Annotated in this window: 20 protein-coding genes and 1 pseudogene; 6 read left to right on the top strand and 15 right to left on the bottom strand. The window is 65.1% G+C overall.

Annotated elements, in window-relative coordinates; all coding sequences use genetic code 11:
* Positions 1–55: 55 nt before the first annotated feature.
* Positions 56–196 carry a hypothetical protein gene (locus RBH26_RS08500; protein ID WP_306757774.1) on the bottom strand — a complete coding sequence of 47 codons (141 nt, stop codon included), beginning with the start codon at positions 194–196 and terminating at the stop codon, positions 56–58.
* Positions 197–247: 51 nt separating this feature from the next.
* On the bottom strand, positions 248–538 hold the full coding sequence (locus RBH26_RS08495; RefSeq protein ID WP_306757773.1) for a hypothetical protein: 291 nt from the start codon (positions 536–538) through the stop codon (positions 248–250).
* A gap of 129 nt (positions 539–667) precedes the next feature.
* Here RBH26_RS08495 and RBH26_RS08490 point away from each other — a divergent pair, with 129 nt between their 5' ends.
* A complete protein-coding gene (locus RBH26_RS08490) occupies positions 668–1,273 on the top strand; it encodes a riboflavin synthase (protein ID WP_306757772.1) in 606 nt (201 codons plus the stop codon).
* Positions 1,274–1,302: 29 nt separating this feature from the next.
* Here the strand turns inward: RBH26_RS08490 and RBH26_RS08485 are convergent, their stop codons facing one another.
* The 3 genes from RBH26_RS08485 to RBH26_RS08475 form a co-directional block, all read right to left on the bottom strand.
* A complete protein-coding gene (locus RBH26_RS08485) occupies positions 1,303–1,653 on the bottom strand; it encodes a hypothetical protein (protein ID WP_306757771.1) in 351 nt (116 codons plus the stop codon).
* A 70-nt stretch (positions 1,654–1,723) separates the two neighbouring features.
* Complete coding sequence (locus tag RBH26_RS08480; RefSeq protein ID WP_306757770.1) at positions 1,724–1,972, bottom strand: hypothetical protein; 249 nt, start codon at positions 1,970–1,972, stop codon at positions 1,724–1,726.
* Positions 1,973–2,165: 193 nt separating this feature from the next.
* A complete protein-coding gene (locus tag RBH26_RS08475) occupies positions 2,166–3,170 on the bottom strand; it encodes a PrsW family glutamic-type intramembrane protease (RefSeq protein WP_306757769.1) in 1,005 nt (334 codons plus the stop codon).
* A gap of 113 nt (positions 3,171–3,283) precedes the next feature.
* On the opposite strand from RBH26_RS08475, the gene RBH26_RS08470 reads away from it, so the two are divergent.
* Positions 3,284–3,472 carry a hypothetical protein gene (locus tag RBH26_RS08470; RefSeq protein ID WP_306757768.1) on the top strand — a complete coding sequence of 63 codons (189 nt, stop codon included), beginning with the start codon at positions 3,284–3,286 and terminating at the stop codon, positions 3,470–3,472.
* A 61-nt stretch (positions 3,473–3,533) separates the two neighbouring features.
* Entirely contained in the window at positions 3,534–4,955 is a 1,422-nt protein-coding gene (locus RBH26_RS08465) for a DUF402 domain-containing protein (RefSeq protein ID WP_306757767.1), read from the top strand.
* Positions 4,956–4,988: 33 nt separating this feature from the next.
* On the opposite strand, the gene RBH26_RS08460 is transcribed toward RBH26_RS08465, so the two are convergent.
* Positions 4,989–5,447, bottom strand: a complete 459-nt coding sequence (locus RBH26_RS08460) for an NUDIX domain-containing protein (RefSeq protein ID WP_306757766.1) — start codon at positions 5,445–5,447, stop codon at positions 4,989–4,991.
* Between the two features lie 111 nt (positions 5,448–5,558).
* A complete protein-coding gene (locus RBH26_RS08455) occupies positions 5,559–5,708 on the bottom strand; it encodes an FmdB family zinc ribbon protein (RefSeq protein ID WP_306757765.1) in 150 nt (49 codons plus the stop codon).
* A gap of 59 nt (positions 5,709–5,767) precedes the next feature.
* On the opposite strand from RBH26_RS08455, the gene RBH26_RS08450 reads away from it, so the two are divergent.
* Both RBH26_RS08450 and RBH26_RS08445 read left to right on the top strand, forming a co-directional pair.
* Positions 5,768–6,001, top strand: a complete 234-nt coding sequence (locus RBH26_RS08450; RefSeq protein WP_306757985.1) for a hypothetical protein — start codon at positions 5,768–5,770, stop codon at positions 5,999–6,001.
* 157 nt (positions 6,002–6,158) lie between these two features.
* On the top strand, positions 6,159–6,434 hold the full coding sequence (locus tag RBH26_RS08445) for a hypothetical protein (protein ID WP_306757764.1): 276 nt from the start codon (positions 6,159–6,161) through the stop codon (positions 6,432–6,434).
* A gap of 15 nt (positions 6,435–6,449) precedes the next feature.
* Here RBH26_RS08445 and RBH26_RS08440 read toward each other — a convergent pair whose 3' ends face one another.
* From RBH26_RS08440 to RBH26_RS08420, 5 genes are all read right to left on the bottom strand, one after another.
* Positions 6,450–7,220 (bottom strand): hypothetical protein, encoded by a 771-nt coding sequence (locus RBH26_RS08440; RefSeq protein ID WP_306757763.1) that lies wholly within the window; start codon positions 7,218–7,220, stop codon positions 6,450–6,452.
* Between the two features lie 88 nt (positions 7,221–7,308).
* Positions 7,309–9,885: a dihydropteroate synthase gene (folP, locus tag RBH26_RS08435; RefSeq protein ID WP_306757762.1), complete on the bottom strand. Its 2,577-nt coding sequence runs from the start codon at positions 9,883–9,885 to the stop codon at positions 7,309–7,311.
* 94 nt (positions 9,886–9,979) lie between these two features.
* Positions 9,980–10,174, bottom strand: coding sequence for a hypothetical protein (locus RBH26_RS08430; RefSeq protein WP_306757761.1), 195 nt, complete (start codon positions 10,172–10,174; stop codon positions 9,980–9,982).
* A gap of 79 nt (positions 10,175–10,253) precedes the next feature.
* Positions 10,254–10,715, bottom strand: coding sequence for a DUF5518 domain-containing protein (locus RBH26_RS08425; protein WP_306757760.1), 462 nt, complete (start codon positions 10,713–10,715; stop codon positions 10,254–10,256).
* Positions 10,716–10,804: 89 nt separating this feature from the next.
* On the bottom strand, positions 10,805–11,590 hold the full coding sequence (locus RBH26_RS08420) for an ABC transporter ATP-binding protein (protein WP_306757759.1): 786 nt from the start codon (positions 11,588–11,590) through the stop codon (positions 10,805–10,807).
* 176 nt (positions 11,591–11,766) lie between these two features.
* On the opposite strand from RBH26_RS08420, the gene RBH26_RS08415 reads away from it, so the two are divergent.
* The gene (locus RBH26_RS08415) at positions 11,767–13,428 is read left to right on the top strand and encodes a hypothetical protein (RefSeq protein WP_306757758.1); all 1,662 of its coding nucleotides are present in this window, start codon (positions 11,767–11,769) and stop codon (positions 13,426–13,428) included.
* Between the two features lie 229 nt (positions 13,429–13,657).
* Here RBH26_RS08415 and carB read toward each other — a convergent pair whose 3' ends face one another.
* From carB to RBH26_RS08400, 3 genes and pseudogenes are all read right to left on the bottom strand, one after another.
* Positions 13,658–16,873 (bottom strand): carbamoyl-phosphate synthase large subunit, encoded by a 3,216-nt coding sequence (gene carB / locus RBH26_RS08410; protein WP_306757757.1) that lies wholly within the window; start codon positions 16,871–16,873, stop codon positions 13,658–13,660.
* A gap of 307 nt (positions 16,874–17,180) precedes the next feature.
* Positions 17,181–17,717, bottom strand: a complete 537-nt coding sequence (locus RBH26_RS08405) for a DUF5815 family protein (RefSeq protein WP_306757756.1) — start codon at positions 17,715–17,717, stop codon at positions 17,181–17,183.
* Between the two features lie 81 nt (positions 17,718–17,798).
* Positions 17,799–18,059: pseudogene (locus RBH26_RS08400) on the bottom strand (ABC transporter); the annotation flags it as partial.
* Between the last annotated feature and the right edge of the window lie 75 nt (positions 18,060–18,134).

The raw sequence follows: 18,134 nt of genomic DNA, 5'->3' as shown, positions 1-18,134 counted from the left end.
TGTACCGATGTCTCGCCGATCGCCAGAGTCGTCGGTGCTCTAGAGCGCCTTCGAACTACTGACTCGAGTCGGGATCGTCCGCCGATCGGCGGTCGTCCGCGTCGTCTTCTGATCCGCGCAATCGACCGTAGACGCTGAGGACGCCGTCGACGATCAACTCGCCGAGTTTGAGAACGGCGACGATACTGTCACCCATTTCGATTTCGTTGTAATTCCAGACGAAGTGATATAAACGTTCACTGTGTCGCTACGAGCGATCCTCGTCGCGGGGGACGTCGACGACGTCGTCGCCGTCGTCCGACTCGCCACTCGAGTCGCTCGTGACCGCGCCAACGACCCGCTTGGCCGCGATCCCTGGAACGTCGGAGGGGAGTGTGAGACGCCGCTGGATGACGACGAGTCCGACCGAGAGGACGAGCAGGATCGCCCCGGCCGTCTGGTCGCCGCGAACGAGGAACAACTCGAGTCCAGCAAGCGCCGCGGGGATCGCGAGGACGAGAACTCCGGCGAGTTTGACCGTGTCGATGATTCCGGCCATCGACCGCCCGTAGTACGGGCGGCGCCAAAAGCACGGCGACCCGGCGAGCGACCGCTCTCGTGTCGGTCACGAAACTGGGACGCGTTCCGGCTCCGGAACGGCTTTATCCGTCGACTGGCAGGTTCGAGTATGTTCACGGGAATCGTCGAGGAGACCGGCGAGATCGTCGCTCGCGAGCGCACCGCGGACGGCCTCCGTCTGCGAATCGGAGCCGACGAGGTCGCGACCGACCTCGAGCACGGCCAGAGCATCAGCGTCAACGGCGTCTGTCTCACCGTCGAGCGCTTCGAGGAGGGGTCGTGGTTCGAAGTCTTTCTGGCGACCGAGACGGTCGACCGGACCTATCTGGGCGAGTTGGCGGACGGCGACCAGGTCAATCTCGAGCGCGCGATGCCAGCCGACGGGCGTTTCGACGGCCACGTCGTCCAGGGCCACGTCGACGCAGTCGCGACGGTGACGAACATCGAGTCCGTCGACGAGGACTGGTTTTTCGAGTTCGAACTCCCCGAGGGCTACGGACGGTACGTCGTCGAGAAGGGATCGATCACGCTCGATGGAATCAGCCTTACCGTGGCCGATCTCGATTCGGACGCCGGCTCGGTGACCGTCGCGATCATCCCAGCGACGTACGAACTCACGACCCTTTCGGAGAAAGAGCCGGGCGATCCGGTCCACCTCGAGGTCGACGTGCTCGCGAAGTACGTCGAACGGCTGCTCGAGGAACGATTCGAGTAGCGGAACCGATCAGTAGACGGCGGCCCGTCTCAGACGCCTGGCACGCCGAACGCCCCGACGCCGAGCCCGAAGACGGCGTTCAGGACGAAGATGATGACGAGTGCAGCGGCCCAGGCGACGACGCCGACGAGCGCGGCGTCGACCCAGCCGCCGGGATACCGCCAGTTGATCACCCAGATCCAGGCGAGCAGCGCCAGGAGTGGGCCGAACAGCGGTATCCAGGCCGTCAGTGCCCACGCGATCGCACCGACGAGGGCCGTCACGACGGCATACGAGTAGTCCTCGACGTCGACGACGACCGAGGCGCCGACGTAAATCGCCAGGCCACCGACGAGCAGTGCGACCACGAACGCGACGATCGATCCGATAAACGGGACCATCACGTACAGCTAGGGGTGCAATGAAAATATAGACTGTGACGTATTCAATCGTCGGCCGTCGCCGCGCTCGTCACTCCTCGGAGTCGCACTCGAGTCTGATCATCGTACTCGAGACCTCGTCGACGTCGCGTGCGTGGATCGTGACGGTATCGTCCCGGTCGCCGTTCCAACATAGCGTCGCCCGGACCGAGTCGACGAGGCCGGCGCTGGTGTCGAGGAAGGCGATGTCGTCGTCGATCGCTTCGACGGTCCCGATCACCTCGCCGGCGGCGTTCTCGACGGGCCTCTCGAGGTCGTCGGTGGTGAACGGTTCAGTCATGAGTAGTGGTAGCGACGTCGCACCCGACACGACGGATACCCACTGAGACGGACTGCTGTCTGACTGTCCCAGCCGGTTCCAGCGGTCACTGTCGTTCCGAGTGCTCGAGACCGGATGATCGTCGTCCCTCTAGACTCCGACGACTCCGAGAGAAGCCAGTGGTGCTTGCATCCGCGGGCGATCTCGAGTGGACCTACCGCTGGGGCGGATCGAACTCGGTGAGTTCCGGCTTGGGTTCGGGACCGGTGTCGTCTCTGACGTCGCGGTAGGCCCGTCGGTAACGGACGATCTTCCGGTAGAGATAGTAGCCGACGGCGATGTCGAACGCGATCACGTAGCCGACGAACGCGACGCTGGGGGGAACGGCGTAGAGACTGGCGACGAGATCGGGCACGAACCCGACCGTCGTGTTGTACGTGGCGTGGACGAAGGCGGCGATCAACAGCCCCTTCGCGACGATCGGGCCGGCATTGTCGGGGTTGAACTTCGCGAGTCCGAGGTAGTACCCCGCGATCGCGGAGTAGATGACGTGGCCGGGACCGACGAGTGCACGGACCGTCGCGATTCCGGTCGCGGCGGTGATCGTCCCGATGTCGGCCTCCGCGACCGTTCCGGAGATGTAGATCGCGTTCTCGATCGCGGCAAAGCCCAGTCCGGCGACCGCACCGTAGACCGCGCCGTCGATGACTGCGTCGAAGGAATCACTGCGGTACGCGAAGACACGGACCGCGAGGAGTTTGACGGCTTCCTCGACGGGACCGACGATCAAGTAAAAAAAGAGCGCCGCGCCGACCAGTGGAATCGCCTGCAGCCCCGCGAACACGGAGTTGACGACGGCGGCGAACGTCGCGAAGAGGACCGCGAGGACGAACGTTGCGACGAGTAAGCCAAGCGGTTCGTTCGTCGTAATATCGGTGTACCAGATGAAACCGGCGAGCAGCGCCGCCGGGACGACCGAGAGCGCAAAGAAGACCGCAAGCGCCGGCTCGTCGGCGACGAGGATGGCCGGCTGGACGAGCAGCGTCGCCGTGATCGCAAGTGCGACGAGGAGAACGATCGCCTGAAACCCGTAACTGATCCCGTTGTAGACCGTATACGCGAGTGCGTCGAGCGGGGTGCGGGGTTCCCACGTAGACACCTCGTGGAGATCTCTCGACTCGTCGCTGGCTTCTTCGACCGGATCGCGTCCTCGCTCCATGGCGCTTGCGGTGGACTACGGCGTCCGGTCCGGTAAGCGTTCGGCGACGCTTCAGTGGTGGAACCACGAGTGAACTCGGAATCCACAAAGGCGTCGCCCGGTAACACAGGTACATGCACTTCGACCAGCGAACCCAGCGGGCGCTTCGCGACGTCGGCCTCGATACCGACGACCTCCAGGCCGCCTCACAAGCGGTCGTCGAGGACGGCCGGATCCTCCCGGACGATTCGGTAGAACTGACGCTCGGACCGACGATCGACGACCGCGTGCGGTTCGCGCCCGACCGCGAGACCCTGGAGTGATCATCGTGAACGCACAGGACGACGCGGAGACGGTTACGGCGGAGCCGACGGAGGGATGGCGATGACGACGGTACGCGTCCGCGGCATCTATACTACGGCCCTTACGCGACTGCTCGGGACGAACGGCCTCGAGGTCGTCCAGGCCTCCGATCCGATCCAGGAGCGGTTCGACGACGCCTTCGAGACCGTTCCGGCAGACGTCACGATCGAAACGACCCGCGACAGGCAGGGTGTCGAGGTCTCGGGCGATCCCGACACCGTCGAGACGGTCGCGGGCGAACTCGAGTCCCTCGCGATCGATAGCTTCCGCTGGAAGGACTCGGTCCCCCGCGGTGCCGTCTTCGACGCCGAAGTGATCGACGCCGGCGGCGGCAGCGGTGCGACCGTCGATCTCGGCGACGGCCGTCGCGGCCACCTGAAGTACGACGACGTCAACGGCTACGTCGACAGCGGTGATCGGTACCGCGTTCAGGTCACCGAACCCACACCACCGTGGACCGACGACGATCCCCGGGTCGAGCCGACCCTCGAGGTGGCCGATGGCCTCTGTACCCTCTCCCGGGGGCGGTCCGGTGTTTCAGCGGCACTCCGGGGTGAGCGAGCCGACGAACTCGTCGGGATGACGGATCTCCTGTCGGTCGACGTCCCCGACGGCTGGGGGATCCGCTGGCAAAGCGGGGCCGCCGATGCCGACCTCGAGGCGATGGGCACGGCTCTCGAGGCGGCGGCCACTCGAGCGCGCGAACTCGAGGCAGCACTCGAGGACGCTCCCGACCGACCGAGCGAGCCGGGACTGCTCGCGGGCCTGCAGTCGACGTCGTGGTGTTGGTTCGGCCGCGAGTCGCGGTTGGCACTGGACAACCGCCGCCGTGAAGTCGAGACGACGATGGCCGGCCACCACCGGATCAAGGCCGCGGACAGGGCCGCGAGCGCGGCCGTCGACTTCGCGGAGGCCGTCTGCGACGCGCCCGGCGAAGACGGGTTTCCCTTCGGCGTAGTCTCTCGCCAGTTCGGGCCGACGATGGGCGATCGAATCGAGATCGGTCACGGCAAGCCCGACGGCCGATGCATCTCGCTTGGCCGCGGAGAGGTGACCGACTGGGACGCCGACGGTTCGATCACGCTCGAACGCTCGATGCGTGGCGGGGGCACCTACGATGCCCTCGGCGTTCCCAAGGAGGATGGCGACGTTGCCGTCACGAAGTTCCGCGAGGGCCGATGGTGGTATCCGACGACGTATAAAGACGAAGACGGAACGGCGAAAGGAACGTACGTCAATATCTGTACGCCAGTGGAGCTATTTCCCGACGGCGCGCGCTACGTCGACCTCTACGTCGACGTGATCCGGCAACCGGACGGAACCGTCGACATCGTCGACGCCGCGGAACTCGAGGACGCAGTCGACGACGGCCATGTCTCGGACGAACTGTACGAGAAGGCGATGAACGTCGCCGAGGCCGTCGAACGCGCGCTTTCGAAGTAGTCGACGGTCGACCGCCCGAATCCGTTGTTGCGGTCAATCGGATATCGATGCGACGCTGTCGCTCGAAACGCCGTCGAAGAGCAGATGGACGTAGTCGTCGAGATCGAGTGCGAACGCGCCGGCAGCCCGTGGGTCGATCCATCGTAGATGAAAGTTCGAGCCGTCTTCGTCGCCGCCGTCAGTGACAGTGTGGACCCATCGGTCGCGTGGCTCGTGGACGCTCGCATGAAAGAAGTGGCGAACGTACCGTTTTGGCGGCTCCTCGCGGCGTGTCCAGACGTCGGTCGTCAGATGCGTGACGTCCTGTAGCGTGGCGAGCCCGCTCTCTTCGCGTACCTCCCTGAACAGCGCCTCTCGAGGCGACTCGCCGCCCTCGAGTGTCCCTTTCGGGATCTGGAGTCCGTCGTGGCCCGGTCCCTCGAAGACGAGGAGTTCCCCTGTCTTCCGCGTGATGTAGGCACACGCTTTCTGGACGTACGTGACGTCAGTCATGGCATTCAGTGTCACAATGTCGTGTCGTAAAAGCGTATCCCTTAATCTCCTAAAACGAACGACGGAGGTACGAAACGGACGTGTGTACCAGTGTCGGAACCGACATGGTACTCATGCCGGTGCCGGCTCCGACATGAAATCGGTTCGGTCGATGGGCGCTCCACAGACCGGACAGCCGTTGGCTATGGTCGCATCGCGCATCGGTTCAGTGACGGTGAACACCCGACTGCAGTCGGGACAAGTGAATTGGTATGTCGTCATAGTTTCTTCTCTCCTATCTAGAAGCTAGTCGTCGTCCGGGATAGCAACGGAACCCAGATATAGAGGGAGTTATATACCAGTTGGCGTTCGTCCCGAGAGGGCGACGCTCTCGAGGGTTCGACGTGACTGTCGGGACCATCACATACAACGCCAACAGTGACAGCGTCTCGGTCACCGTCGAGCCAACCTCTCGAGTTCGAGAACAGCTGTCGTCGGAACTCGGTGGCGTAAACGTCAGGACGGACGGTCAATTCGAGTTCGAGTTCAGAGTGACGAACACCGACGGCGAGTAGCCGTCGGCTTCGTTCTCGAGGAGGTCATAGCCACTCGCACGGACGCCGTCGTTCGGGGTCGATCGGTACGTACGACGCTACTGCCGACCGCCCGTGGTGCGTCTTCGGTGGTCGGCTCGATCCGAAGGCTCATGATCGGGGACTGACAACCATCGGTATGGTTGACGAACGGGCGCAGTCCGGCCGAGCCGGACGACCCAGGGCGTTGCTCGCGGTCGCCGTCTTCTCGTTTGCGGGATTACTCGTCCTCGGCGTGGTTACCTATCTCGAGATCGATCTCGGGCTCTCGCTGACCGTCAGTCCCCACCGCGTCACTCCGGGAACGGCCGTCGCGGCGGTGTTGCTCGTCGCCGGTGCGATCGCGCTGCCGGCCGCTATCCTCGCGGGGTGGCAGACAACACGAGAGGCAGCGACTCGAGAGCGCCGTCAGTAGCGTGTACGCTACGGACTACCGATCCTCAGTCTCGTCTTCGTCGCCCTCGCTTGCGCTTTCGTCCGGTTCGTCGGACGCGCTGTCGCTGTCCTCGCCCGGTTCGACTTTCATATCCGATGCGTCCTCCTCGGGGCTCTCTTCGGGCTCGATCGAGTCGGTCTGGGACGGCTGGGCCTGTTCCGGATCGGGGCCAGTCGCCTCGCTCGTTTCTTCGGCCATGGCCGTCTCGGAGACGTCGATCTCGACCGTCTCGTCGTCGGTGTCGCGACGCGGATCTTCCTCCTCGCCTACGTGTTCAGGTTTCGTTCGTGGCTCCTCCCCTTCGGCGTCCTCGGTGAACTCGACTCGCTCTCCCGTGTCGCCTTCGTCGCCGAGCTGGCTCGCGTCGTCGACCTCACCGCTCGCATCGATCTGCGACTCACGGCCGGAATCCGGTCGCTCGGCGGCGGCGTGGGCCTGATCCGACACGTCCTTGTCGTCGGTTCCGCCCTCGACCTCGTCCGTCACGGGTTCGAACGTCTCCGGGCCGCTCGAGCGCTGCCGTCGAAGCCCGTAGCTGAGCAGGCCGGCGGCGACGGCACCTTTCGGGAGCGCTCGGAGCTGCCCCTTCCGGAGCGATTTGAGCGCCGACAGAAGCAATACACCACCGCCCGCCAACGATAGCAGCCCGCGTTTATCACCGGGTGTGACGGCCGTCGCCGCCTCTACGGGACGCTGTGATGCGAGTTCTTCTACCGTCTCCGTCGGGATCTCTGCCGATAGGTCGTTGTCGTGTTCCTCGGACATCGTGTTCCTCCGCGCACGCTGCGCTTGCCGTCGGTACACGCTCCGGACGGTTGAACCTTCGACCGGCAGTTGAATACTCGAGTCGCGCTCAGGCGCTCCAGTCGAACCGTTCGGGGTCACGGGCCGCAAGCGCCGTCCGAACCGCGGCGACGTTCTCGGGGACGTCGTGTACCCGGACGATGTCGGCGCCACGGTCGGCCGCGAGTGCACTCGCTGCGACGGTCGGCGCGTCGCGCTCGTCGGCCTCGCAGTCGACGTGGCCGAACATCGACTTCTGTGAGTGGCCGATGAGCACCGGACAGCCGAGCGCGTGGAACTCGTCGGTGCGCCCGAGGATCTCGAAACTCTCGCGGGCGGACTTGCCGAAGCCGATCCCTGGATCGACGACGATATTCTCGCGGTCGACCCCCGCCTTCTCGGCGAGCAAGACACGTTCCGATAGCTGATCGATCACGTCCTCGACGACGTCGTCGTAGTCGACGTCCCGATCCGGGACGACCGGCGCGTCGATGCTGTGCATCACCACGAGCACGGCGTCGTGGTCGGCGACGACGAACCGCATCTCGGGATCCTCGAGGCCCGAGACGTCGTTGATGATGTCGGCGCCGGCCTCGAGGGCCGCGTCCGCGACGGCGGCCTTGCGCGTATCGATCGAGATGTGGACGTCCAGGTCGGCGATCCGTTCGACGACGGGGACGACGCGTTCGATCTCCGTTTCGGTCGAGACGGGGTCGGCGCCGGGTCTGGTCGACTCGCCGCCGACGTCGATCACGTCGGCGCCCGCTTCGACCATCGCTTCCGCCCGAGAAACGGCGTCCTCGAGGGCGTCGTACTGGCCACCGTCGTAGAAGCTGTCGGGCGTGACGTTCAAGATCCCCATGACGGCGGTGCGATCGTGCCAGGGATACTGTGAGTCCGAGTCCTCGCTACCTCCGTCCGTGGGAGCCGTGCGGTCGGACCGTGTGACGTCCCCGCTCGAGTCGGACGCACTCGTCTCGAGATCGATATCGAGAGTCGCTCGCAGCTCTCGAGCGACGTCGGCGAGCCCACCCGTGTCGGCGGTCGCGTCCGATTCGTCTGTGCCGTCGGTCTCGAGGATCTCGACGAGACGTTCGAACTGCGAAACGGTGCCCATCAGGACGGTTTCGACCGTCTCGTCGTCGCGCTGGAGCCCCGAGAGGGCACACTCGCCACCGAGACGCAGCAGTTCCCGCTCGACGGCCGTGGCCTGTCGGTAGCCAAGCGAGAGTTTGACTACGCGGTGGACGGCGTCGCCCTCCAGGCGCGCGCCGTCGGCCGTCGGGACGTTCGCTCGCTCGAGTTCCTCGCGGGCGTCCTCCCGGTCAGAGATCCGTTTTCGAACGCCCGCACTGGTCCAGCGCGAGCGGGCCTCGGCGACGGCAAACAGCGAGCCGGCGACGAGCACGCAGTCGTCTTCTCCGGCGTCGGCCAGGGCGGTCTCGAGGGCGTCCTGGACGGTCCCAGCCGTTCGTACGTCGACATCGTCGCTGTCCTCGAACACGCTCGCGAGGACAGCCCGGTCTTCGGCGCGTTCGAGGCTCGGTTCGGTCGCGAGCACGGTATCGGGGGTCGGCAGCGCCGCGGCCATCTCGCGGTGGTCCTTGTCGTGCATCGCGCCGAAGACGAGCGTGAGCTCGTCGTACTCGTAGGTCGACAGCGTCTCCGAGAGCTGCTGGCAGGCGCCGGGGTTGTGTGCACCGTCCAAGACGACCAGTGGGTCCGTGTCGATCACTTCGAAGCGGCCCGGCCAGTGGGCGTTTCGCAGCCCACGTTCGAGATCCTCGTCCGAGATGTCGGCGACCTGTCGGGCGAGGATCGCGGCGATCCCTGCGTTCTCGGCCTGGTGGGTCCCCAACAGGGGGATCTGCGTCTCGAGACACCAGTCGTCGTGCTCGACGGTGATTGCGGCTTCGGTGTGGTTCGTTCGGCCGTCGTAGGTGACCGCGACGTCCGGCTCGCCGCCCCGGTCTGCCGTCTCCCTGTCCCCATCCGCTGTGCCGACGGTGATCACGTCGCCGGCGACCGCACGGACGCCCTCGAGTGCGTCGCCGGACGCTCCCGTCACCAGCGGCCGGTCTTCCGGCGCGACGTGGGCCTTGTCGCGGGCGATCTCCTCGACGGTGTCACCGAGGATGCCCGTATGCTCTAAGGTGACACTCGTCACCGTGCTCGCGATCGGATCGACGACGCTCGTGGCGTCGTACCGGCCGCCGATCCCGACCTCGAGGACGGCGACGTCGACGTCCTCGCGACCGAAGTGCCAGATCGCCATTGCGGTCATGACTTCGAAAAACGTCGGCGACTCGCCGTCGGCGCCGCGCTCGGTGACGTACTCGCCGGCCTCGGCGACGAAGTCGCTGACCGCTGACCGAGGGATCTTTCGCCCGTCGACGCGGATCCGTTCGCGCAGGTCCTCGAGGTGTGGCGAGGTGTAGAGCCCGACCGAGAGCCCGGCTTCCCGGAGGCTTCGCTCTACCATTCGTGCCGTCGACCCCTTGCCGTTCGAGCCGGCAATCTGGACGACGTCGACGTCCTCGTGGGGGTTCTCGAGGTGGGCGAGCAGCCGCGCCGTCGATTCCGTCCCGGGCTTCGGGCGGAACCGCCGCAGATCGAAGAGAAAGTCCGCCGCCTCGTGATACTCCATACCCGAACCAACGCGTCCCCGCGCTTAGGGATGTCGGACTCGGGGCTCGGTACGGCGCCGGCGCGGGGAGCTCGAGGTGTCTGACCGTCACCGATCAGTTTGGCTGCCCCGTGTCGGGTCGCAGCGTTCCGACGTACCGGTATCTCGTGGCCAGATAGCTGACAGCCGCCAGCCAGAGTGCGACGATGAAGGCGTAGATCGCGTCTCCAGCTGGATTCACCGACTCGCCGAGTCGTACCGTGTAGACGAGCGCGTACATAGCGATCGGAACGCCAACGTAGAGCCACACGTTCGGGAACCAGGAACACGTATGCAAGAAGGATCTGCCACCAGCGCGACTCGAGGATGGACTCCCATCCCGCGCCGAATCAGTCTCGATCGCCGTCGAGGCGCCGTCCCACCCAGTCGCCGATCCAAGTACCGATCATCACGACGAGTACGGACACGCCGACGCTGATCGCGATGAAAACCGGCGTTAGCGTGAGCAAGAGCGCGTCCATCGTCGTCCAGTCGGGCCCGAACCGAACGACCTGTGCGGCCGTATCGGCAACGGTGAGTATCACCACCCCGATCGAGCCCGCCAGTCCGGTCCAGATCCCGGCGCAGCGTCTCGTCGTCTCCCGATCGCTGTAGTAGTAGCCGGCACACAGTCCGGCCACGAACAGCGCGCTCGCCGAGGCGTTGGCCTCGCTTCCGATCGACTCCCAGGAGAGAAACAGCGTGAATGGAATCGTCGCGAGACCCAACAGGATCGCGACCCGAAGCGATTCGTTGGTCAGGCCGTCACGGAGCGTCTGACGGGCGTTGTGGAGGGGGCGAAGCAGGGACATGGATATTGTTCGTCACTCGTTCGTTTCGTTCTAACTACATATATCGGCTCCGCACTCGAGAGCGGACACAGAGGCGGGGACGGCGACTGCTACTCCGTCGACGCCTCTGTTTGTCGCGCTGTCCGTTCACCGTGTTCCCGGGTCACCTCGAGGAACGCGTCCTCGAGACTGCGAGCCTCGCCGGTCTCGGCGCGTGATTTTAGCGTCTCGGGGTCGCCCTGGGCAACCAGTTGGCCGTCGTGGAGGACGCCGATCTCGTCGGCCAACTCGTCGACGACGGGGAGAATGTGCGTCGAGAGGAAGATCGTCATCTCTTGATCGGCGAGGTCGGCGATCGTGTTGCGCATCGTCCGGGCGGCCCGCGGGTCGAGACCGCTCGTCGGCTCGTCGAGGAAGGCGACTGCGGGTTCGTGTAAGACGGCCTGGATGACGCCGACCTTCTGGCGCATTCCCTTCGAGTACCCCTCGATCCGGCGATCGGCGTCGGAGCGGAGGTCGAATCGCTCGAGCAGCGACTCGATACGGGCACTCGCTTCCTCGTCGGGCAGATCGCGCAGTCCGGCTGCGTACTCGAGCTGTTCGCGCCCGGTGAGTTCGTCGTAGATCGGCGGCTCCTCGGGCAGATAGCCGATGTGAGGTGTGACGGCCTCGCGGTCGGTGATCGGGTTCCCGACGACCCGTGCCGTCCCGGAGGTCGGTTTCACGAGCGTCGTCAGCATTCGCATCGTCGTCGTCTTCCCCGCGCCGTTGGGGCCGAGGAAACCGTAGATCGTTCCCCGATCGACGGCCATCGTCAGCTCGGAGACGGCGGTAGTCTCGCCGTAGCGTTTGGTCAACCCGTCGGTTTCGATCGCGGGAGCGCCTGGAGGGCTCATGTCGGGGTCGTTTCTTGCGAGTCATCATAAACGTACAACACGTTCCTCGAAACGAGGTCGATCGCCAGTCATCGACTGGATGACAGTATCCGAACTGTTTACTGAATGCGCGACGCGCTCTCGAGTATGGTCCCCCTTCCGATGTGCAGTCGACGACTCGTCGACGGTGGTCCCGGATGAGCCGCGGTTCCCTCCTCGTCGCCCGGACCGAGCTCCGGCGGACGATCCGATCCGTCTCGGACGAGCGGACGAAACTGCTCATGATCGGACTGTTGGCGCTGTTCATGGGCGGTTCGATCATGGTTGCCGGCGGCTATCTGTTGCCACGGCTGGGCTCCGAACTCGCCGCCGGAGCGTCCCCGGCCGAGGCCGAACTGGCGACGTCGTTCGCCACTGGCGGCGTCGCTCTCGGCTGGATCTTCCTGACGTTTATGGCTGCGATCCGGGCGTTTTCGGCCGCGGCCGACCCCGATCAGCCGGCCTTCCTGCTCACCTCGAGTTCGCTGCGAAACGTCGTCGTCGGCATCGTCGGCGCCGAGATCGCGATGTTCGCCGCCTGGGTCCTCCCGCCGACGGTCTTGCTTGCGGGTGCGTTCGCCACCGGCACGGGGACGTTCGTGCCGGTGGTGATAGCGCCGCTGGTCGTTTCCTTTGCCCTCGTGACGGCCGTCCCCGTCGGCTTCGTGGTCGGTACCTGGGTTCGGCACCTCGTTACCGTCTACGAGCCGATCGCTCGCTACCGGTACGTGCTGTTCGGTGCGTTCTGGGTGGCGTACTTCGGGGCGATCGCGACGGGCCATCTCGATCTGGTCACGAGCCAGCTGTTTACCGCGTTACAGGACAGCCCGCTTGGCTGGCCCGGCCACCTCCTGTTGGTCGCGGTCCCGAACGTCGCCCCCTCGATACCCTCGATCGTCGGCGCGCTCGTCGGCGTCACCGTCGTCACCGTCGGCGCGTTCGCGGCCGGCGTCGTCTCCGCGCGCGTCCACTGGTTTTCCGACCCGGTACGGTTCGACGACGCCAAAGAGACGAGCCACGAGGCGCGCTCGAGTCGTCTCTCCCAACTGCTCGCTCGAGGCGTTTCGCGTCCGATCGGGACCGTCGCGGTGACCGCGATCCGTCGGACGAAGCGAGCCCCGATCCGTCTGCTCTACGTCGGCTACCCGCTTTTGGGATCGATCGCTTTCGTTCGGGAGATCGTCCGGACCGGAACCGTCCCATCGTACGTCGCCGTGGCGCTCTCGCTGTACGTCGTCTGGGGCGCTGGAGCGGCGTTTACGCTCAATCCGCTCGGTGACCTCGGCCGGGCGCTGCCCGCCGTGGTCGCCTCGCCGCTTTCCGGGCGTCAGGCCATCACGGGGCTGGTCGTCGCCGGCGTACTCGTCGCCGGTCCGATCGCCCTCGTCGCCTCGCTCGCGTTGGGACTGGCTAGCCCGCTTTCGATAGAGCAAACCGCCGTGCTGGTCGCGGGCACCACTGTCGGGGCCGTCCTGACGCCGGCACTCGCGACCGGCGTCGGCACGGCGGCGCCCCGATTCGGGAGCGTCAACGTGACGAACAGCCGCGAAGCGGTAATGCCGAGCAAGACCGCCTTCCTGGTCTACTCTGCCGTGGCGATCTTCCCGGCGATCGCCGCGGTCGTCCTCTACACCGACTCGCCCGCACTCGTCGCCGAGCTGTTCGTGGCGGTCTCGGCGTGGACGCCGGGCCCGGCACTCTCGGTTTCCGCACGCGAAATCGCTATCGCGGCGTGGACCGTCCTCGGTGTTGGCCTGGTCGCTCCCGTGATCTCGTATCTGTACGCCGTCGAGCGGTTCGACTGGTACAGCCTCGAGTGAGCGGTGCTGGCCGGACACCACCGCGACACAGTCGAACGCGAACTGAAAGCTACCGCGGCTCTCGCCACTGGCGACGGGGACGTCGATCTCGGTGCCGGACGGCTCAACGCGGCGGCCGTGATCGACGGAGAGGAAAATGTCGGTCGTCGACGGACGGATCGATGCGGTCCGCTGCCGTGAGAAGATCGAGTCGGATTCGAGAACGATTCAGACGGACTGCTGTATCTATTTATTCCGTCTTGCCCCACTCGGCGGTCTGCTTGGGGCGTTCGGTGATCGACTGGACGTCGATCGGCTCGTCTTTGGCCTCGAGGGCCTCCAGTGCGGCCGACGCGCTCGCGGGCGTCGAGAAGTAGGTGATCTCCTCCTCGACGGCGACCTCGAGCAGGTCGCGGTCGCGGGAGACGATGAGATCGACCTTGCCCTCGCGGACGGCCTCGACGAGGTCGACCTCCTCACAGAGGTCGAAGTGCTCGGTGAAGCCCTCGACGAGTGTCTCGCCCTCGTCGGTCTCCGGGTCGGGGAACTCGTCGGCCGAGAGGTCGATGATCGCCGTCCCCGACTCGGGGATCGGCTTGCCGGTCGCGTCCTGGGCCTTGTCGTAGGCTTTGCCAAAGGAGTCGGCACTGCCCATGACCTCGCCGGTCGATTTCATCTCCGGTCCGAGACGCGGGTCCGAGCCCGGCAGGCGGTCGAACGGCAGGACGACCTCCTTGATCGAGGTCTGTTCGGGGATCTGCTCTTCGATCTCGAGGTCCTCGAGGCTGTTGCCAGCCATGACCTTCGCGGCGATCTTGGCGATCGGGACGCCCGTGGCCTTCGAGATGAAGGGGACGGTACGCGAGGAGCGCGGGTTGGCCTCTAAGACGTACACCTCGCCGTCGCGAACTGCAAGCTGGACGTTGAGCAGTCCGACGGTATCGAGGGCCGTCGCGATGTCTTCCGTGACCTCACGGACGCGCTCGAGGACGTCGTCGTCGAGCGAGCGCGGCGGGATCATACACGCGGAGTCGCCGGAGTGGACCCCGGCGGCCTCGACGTGTTCCATGATGCCGCCGATCAGGACGTCTTCGCCGTCTGCCACGGCGTCGACGTCGAGTTCGACTGCGTCGGCGAGGAAGTCGTCGACGAGGATCGGCTTGTCCGGGCTGACGCGGACGGCCTCTTCGATGTAGCGCTCGAGTTCTTCGTCGTCGTAGACGACGTCCATCGCGCGGCCGCCGAGCACGTAGGAGGGACGCACGAGGACGGGGTAGCCGATCTCGTGGGCGAGTTGCATCGCCTCCTCTTTGCTGTGGGCAGCGCCACCTTCTGGCTGGGCGATGCCTAAGTCGTCCATCAGGGCGTTGAAGCGGTCGCGGTCCTCCGCTAAGTCCATCGCCTCGACGGACGTGCCCATGACCTCACAGTCGAGGCCGCGGCGGTCGATCTCCTCCTGGAACGGTTCGCCGATGTTGACCGACGTCTGGCCACCGAACTGGACCATCACACCGTCGGCGCCGGTCGCCTCGGCGACGTCGGCGACCTCTTCGGCGGTAATGGGTTCGAAGAACAGCCCGTCGGAGGTGTCGTAGTCCGTCGACACCGTCTCCGGGTTGTTGTTGACGACGTGGGCGTCGATCCCCATCTCACGGAGCGCCTGGACGGCATGGACCGAACAGTAGTCGAACTCGACGCCCTGCCCGATGCGGATCGGGCCACCGCCGACGACGATCACGCTCTCGACGTCGCGGTCGACCTCGAGTTCGCCAGCAGCGGCGTCGCCCTCGAGGGGGCCGGACTCGAACTCGTTTTTGCGCGCGGAGTAGTAGTACGGCGTCTCGGCCTCGAACTCGCCGGCACAGGTGTCGACCTGCTTGTACGAGCGGCCCGGGACCTCTTGTTCGACGGTGTCGACGTCGGCACCCGCGGCCGCGGCGATCGTCGCGTTCGTGTGGCCGGCGATCGCGGCTTCGGCGAAGTCACCCTCCTGGACGGCTCGCGTCGACTCGGCGATGCGCTCGAAGCGCTCGGTGTACCACTCGAAGATGCCCGTCAGCTCGACGACCTCTTCGACCGAGTAGCCGCGCTCGAAGGCCTCGAACATCGCATACGGACGGTCAGGGGAGGGACGTTCGAGGTACTGCTCCTCGAGTTCGTCGTCGCTTACCTCGTCCCAGTCGACGCTTGGGTCGTACTCGCTGGAGCGAAGCGCCTTCAGCAGCGACTCCTCGAAGGTGCGGCCGATGGCCATCGCCTCGCCGGTCGACTTCATCGCCGTGGTGAGTTCGAAGTCGACGTCGTCGAACTTGTCTTTGGGCCAGCGCGGAACTTTGGTAACCACGTAGTCGATCGCGGGTTCGAACGCCGCGGTCGTCTCGCCGGTGATCTCGTTTTCGATCTCGTGGAGACGCTTGCCGAGTGCGACCTTCGCGGTCACGCGGGCGATCGGGTAGCCGGTCGCCTTCGAGGCCAGCGCGGAGGAACGGGAGACACGCGGGTTGACCTCGACGACCCTATACTCTCCTCCTGGAGTGCCGTCGTCGCGCCAGGCGAACTGGATGTTACAGCCACCCTGAATGCCGAGTTCGCGGATGACATCGAGTGCGGCGGTGCGCATCTCCTGGTGGCCCTCGTCGGGGACGATCTGGGAGGGCGTAACGACCGTCGACTCCCCGGTGTGGATACCCATCGGGTCGATGTTCTCCATGTTACAGATGATGATACAGGAGTCGTCGGCGTCGCGCATGACCTCGTACTCGTACTCGACCCAACCGGAGATCGACTCCGTGATGAGAACCTCGCTGTTGCGCGAGAGACGAAGCCCCTTGCGGACACGGCGGAGGAGTTCGTCGAACTCGTGGACGACGCCCGATCCGGAGCCACCCAGCGTGTAGGTCGTACGGGCGATGACCGGCAGACCACCGACCTCGTCGACGGCCTCCTGGACGCGGTCCTCGAGGTCTGCTTCGGTCAGTTCCGAGACCTTTTCGTCCTCGTCCAGGGCGATCGTGGTCGAAGCGGGGACCGGCTGGCCGATCTTTTCCATACGCTGGCGGAAGAGGTCACGGTCTTCCGTCGCGTAGATCGTATCCAGCGGCGTCCCCATGATCTCGACGTCGTACTCCTCTAAGACCCCTTCCTCGGCGAGTTCGGCCGTGACGTTCAGACCGGTCTGACCGCCGAGACCGGCGATGACGCCGTCGGGATTTTCTTTGCGGATGATCTCGGCGATGGCCTCGGTGGTGATCGGCTCGATGTAGACTTCGTCGGCCATCTCCGGATCCGTCATGATCGTCGCGGGGTTGGAGTTGACGAGAACGACGCGAGCACCTTCCTCCTGAAGCGCCCGACAGGCCTGTGCACCGGAGTAGTCGAACTCGGCTGCCTGTCCGATCTGGATCGGTCCGCTGCCGATCAGCAGAATCGTGCGTCCGTCCCCTGTTTCGCTTTGGTCCGTACTCATTTCTCTTGTTCACTCGAAGTTCGCACATCGTAATAAGCCCCACGATACAGTACGAATCTCGAAACGGCTTTTCGAAATTCGAACTCTCGCCGAAATCGGCCCCGTAATCGTCGTGCGTATTCGATTCTCCAGAATCAGTGCTGGTTGGCTTGATGTCTATAGCTGATTACCACGTCAGTGTGGACAATCGACGAGCCTATCGGTCGACGATTTGGTTCGAGACCAAAAGCCACGGTACACGTGAACACGACTATCGGGGTGTATCGACGCGGAATACAGACCGACGACAGATCGATCCGGAGAGATACTACAGGGCGTGGTCGTGTTCGCTCTCGAACTCCCGCTGGCGTCGATACTGGTCGACGAACTCGCTGACGTCGAACTCGAGCATCTGGGACTCGAACTCGCTTACCGCAGTATCGTCTTCGGCGTGGCTGATCGCGTGTTCCATGAGTTCGACGACGAGTTCCACGACGATCTCGTGGAGCCGCCGGGAGTCGAAGTCGGTCACCCACAACATCGCGTAGCCGACGCCGCCGTCGTCGCTGCCGTCGTAGGTGACGACTTTCTCGGGAAACTCCTCCATGACGACGCCCATGAGGTGGGGCGTGCCGAACTCCTCGAACTCGTCGGCGGGTTCGATCGTCTCCTGGAGGATCGTGACCAGCGACTCGGGGAAAAACCGTGACGGCGGGTGAACGTCGGTGACGACGGCGTGTGTCTCGCCACAGGAACAGGTGTACTCGCGCATCCCCAGATCGATATCGTGGGGATCGAGTGAGGTGCCACAGGGAAGCTCGAGCGTTCGTTCACCGCCGGATCCCGGGACGCGTGGCGTTGCCATGGGCGATCTTCGCGCGGGCGAGTCATAAGGTCGGCGACTCGCCGTCCGTTTGCCGGTGAGTCGTCAGACGGGGCAATTCCTCTAGAAATCCGCGTCGGTGAACCGGTAGTAGCCGACGAGAAATGCGACGAGCAACCATCCCGCGAGGACGACGATTCCGACTTCGGGCGAGGCGTAGAACGGCTCGGCGTCGGCGGCCGTCACCTCGACACCGGCACCCGCCTGGGCCGGCTCGGAACCGACCGAACCGGTGAGATCGGGTACCAACGCAACGACCGCCGAAAGGTACGCCGAAGACGGTGAGAGCTGTGTCACAGTAAAGACCCAATCGGGGATCGTCGTACGGGTACGTCCTCGAGAACGGCAACCGCCTCGTACTCGGTGAAACTGCCGCCGTCAACCGCCGATCCGGGCCGG

It is taken from the genome of Natronolimnohabitans sp. A-GB9 (assembly GCF_030848565.1).
In the GTDB taxonomy this organism is placed as follows: domain Archaea; phylum Halobacteriota; class Halobacteria; order Halobacteriales; family Natrialbaceae; genus Natronolimnohabitans.
Note: the sequence above shows the minus strand (reverse complement) of the source record. Positions and strands in the feature narration are given on the sequence as shown.

Bases quoted from the DNA above. Each gene is read 5' to 3' on its own strand.
- RBH26_RS08425 (WP_306757760.1), bottom strand. From the start codon at position 10,715: ATGTCCCTGCTTCGCCCCCTCCACAACGCCCGTCAGACGCTCCGTGAC.
- carB (WP_306757757.1), bottom strand. From the start codon at position 16,873: ATGAGTACGGACCAAAGCGAAACAGGGGACGGACGCACGATTCTGCTG.
- folP (WP_306757762.1), bottom strand. From the start codon at position 9,885: ATGGAGTATCACGAGGCGGCGGACTTTCTCTTCGATCTGCGGCGGTTC.
- RBH26_RS08405 (WP_306757756.1), bottom strand. From the start codon at position 17,717: ATGGCAACGCCACGCGTCCCGGGATCCGGCGGTGAACGAACGCTCGAG.
- RBH26_RS08455 (WP_306757765.1), bottom strand. From the start codon at position 5,708: ATGACGACATACCAATTCACTTGTCCCGACTGCAGTCGGGTGTTCACC.
- RBH26_RS08495 (WP_306757773.1), bottom strand. From the start codon at position 538: ATGGCCGGAATCATCGACACGGTCAAACTCGCCGGAGTTCTCGTCCTC.
- RBH26_RS08460 (WP_306757766.1), bottom strand. From the start codon at position 5,447: ATGACTGACGTCACGTACGTCCAGAAAGCGTGTGCCTACATCACGCGG.
- RBH26_RS08445 (WP_306757764.1), top strand. From the start codon at position 6,159: ATGGTTGACGAACGGGCGCAGTCCGGCCGAGCCGGACGACCCAGGGCG.
- RBH26_RS08440 (WP_306757763.1), bottom strand. From the start codon at position 7,220: ATGTCCGAGGAACACGACAACGACCTATCGGCAGAGATCCCGACGGAG.
- RBH26_RS08480 (WP_306757770.1), bottom strand. From the start codon at position 1,972: ATGACTGAACCGTTCACCACCGACGACCTCGAGAGGCCCGTCGAGAAC.
- RBH26_RS08475 (WP_306757769.1), bottom strand. From the start codon at position 3,170: ATGGAGCGAGGACGCGATCCGGTCGAAGAAGCCAGCGACGAGTCGAGA.
- RBH26_RS08420 (WP_306757759.1), bottom strand. From the start codon at position 11,590: ATGAGCCCTCCAGGCGCTCCCGCGATCGAAACCGACGGGTTGACCAAA.
- RBH26_RS08500 (WP_306757774.1), bottom strand. From the start codon at position 196: ATGGGTGACAGTATCGTCGCCGTTCTCAAACTCGGCGAGTTGATCGTC.
- RBH26_RS08490 (WP_306757772.1), top strand. From the start codon at position 668: ATGTTCACGGGAATCGTCGAGGAGACCGGCGAGATCGTCGCTCGCGAG.
- RBH26_RS08470 (WP_306757768.1), top strand. From the start codon at position 3,284: ATGCACTTCGACCAGCGAACCCAGCGGGCGCTTCGCGACGTCGGCCTC.
- RBH26_RS08465 (WP_306757767.1), top strand. From the start codon at position 3,534: ATGACGACGGTACGCGTCCGCGGCATCTATACTACGGCCCTTACGCGA.
- RBH26_RS08415 (WP_306757758.1), top strand. From the start codon at position 11,767: ATGAGCCGCGGTTCCCTCCTCGTCGCCCGGACCGAGCTCCGGCGGACG.
- RBH26_RS08485 (WP_306757771.1), bottom strand. From the start codon at position 1,653: ATGGTCCCGTTTATCGGATCGATCGTCGCGTTCGTGGTCGCACTGCTC.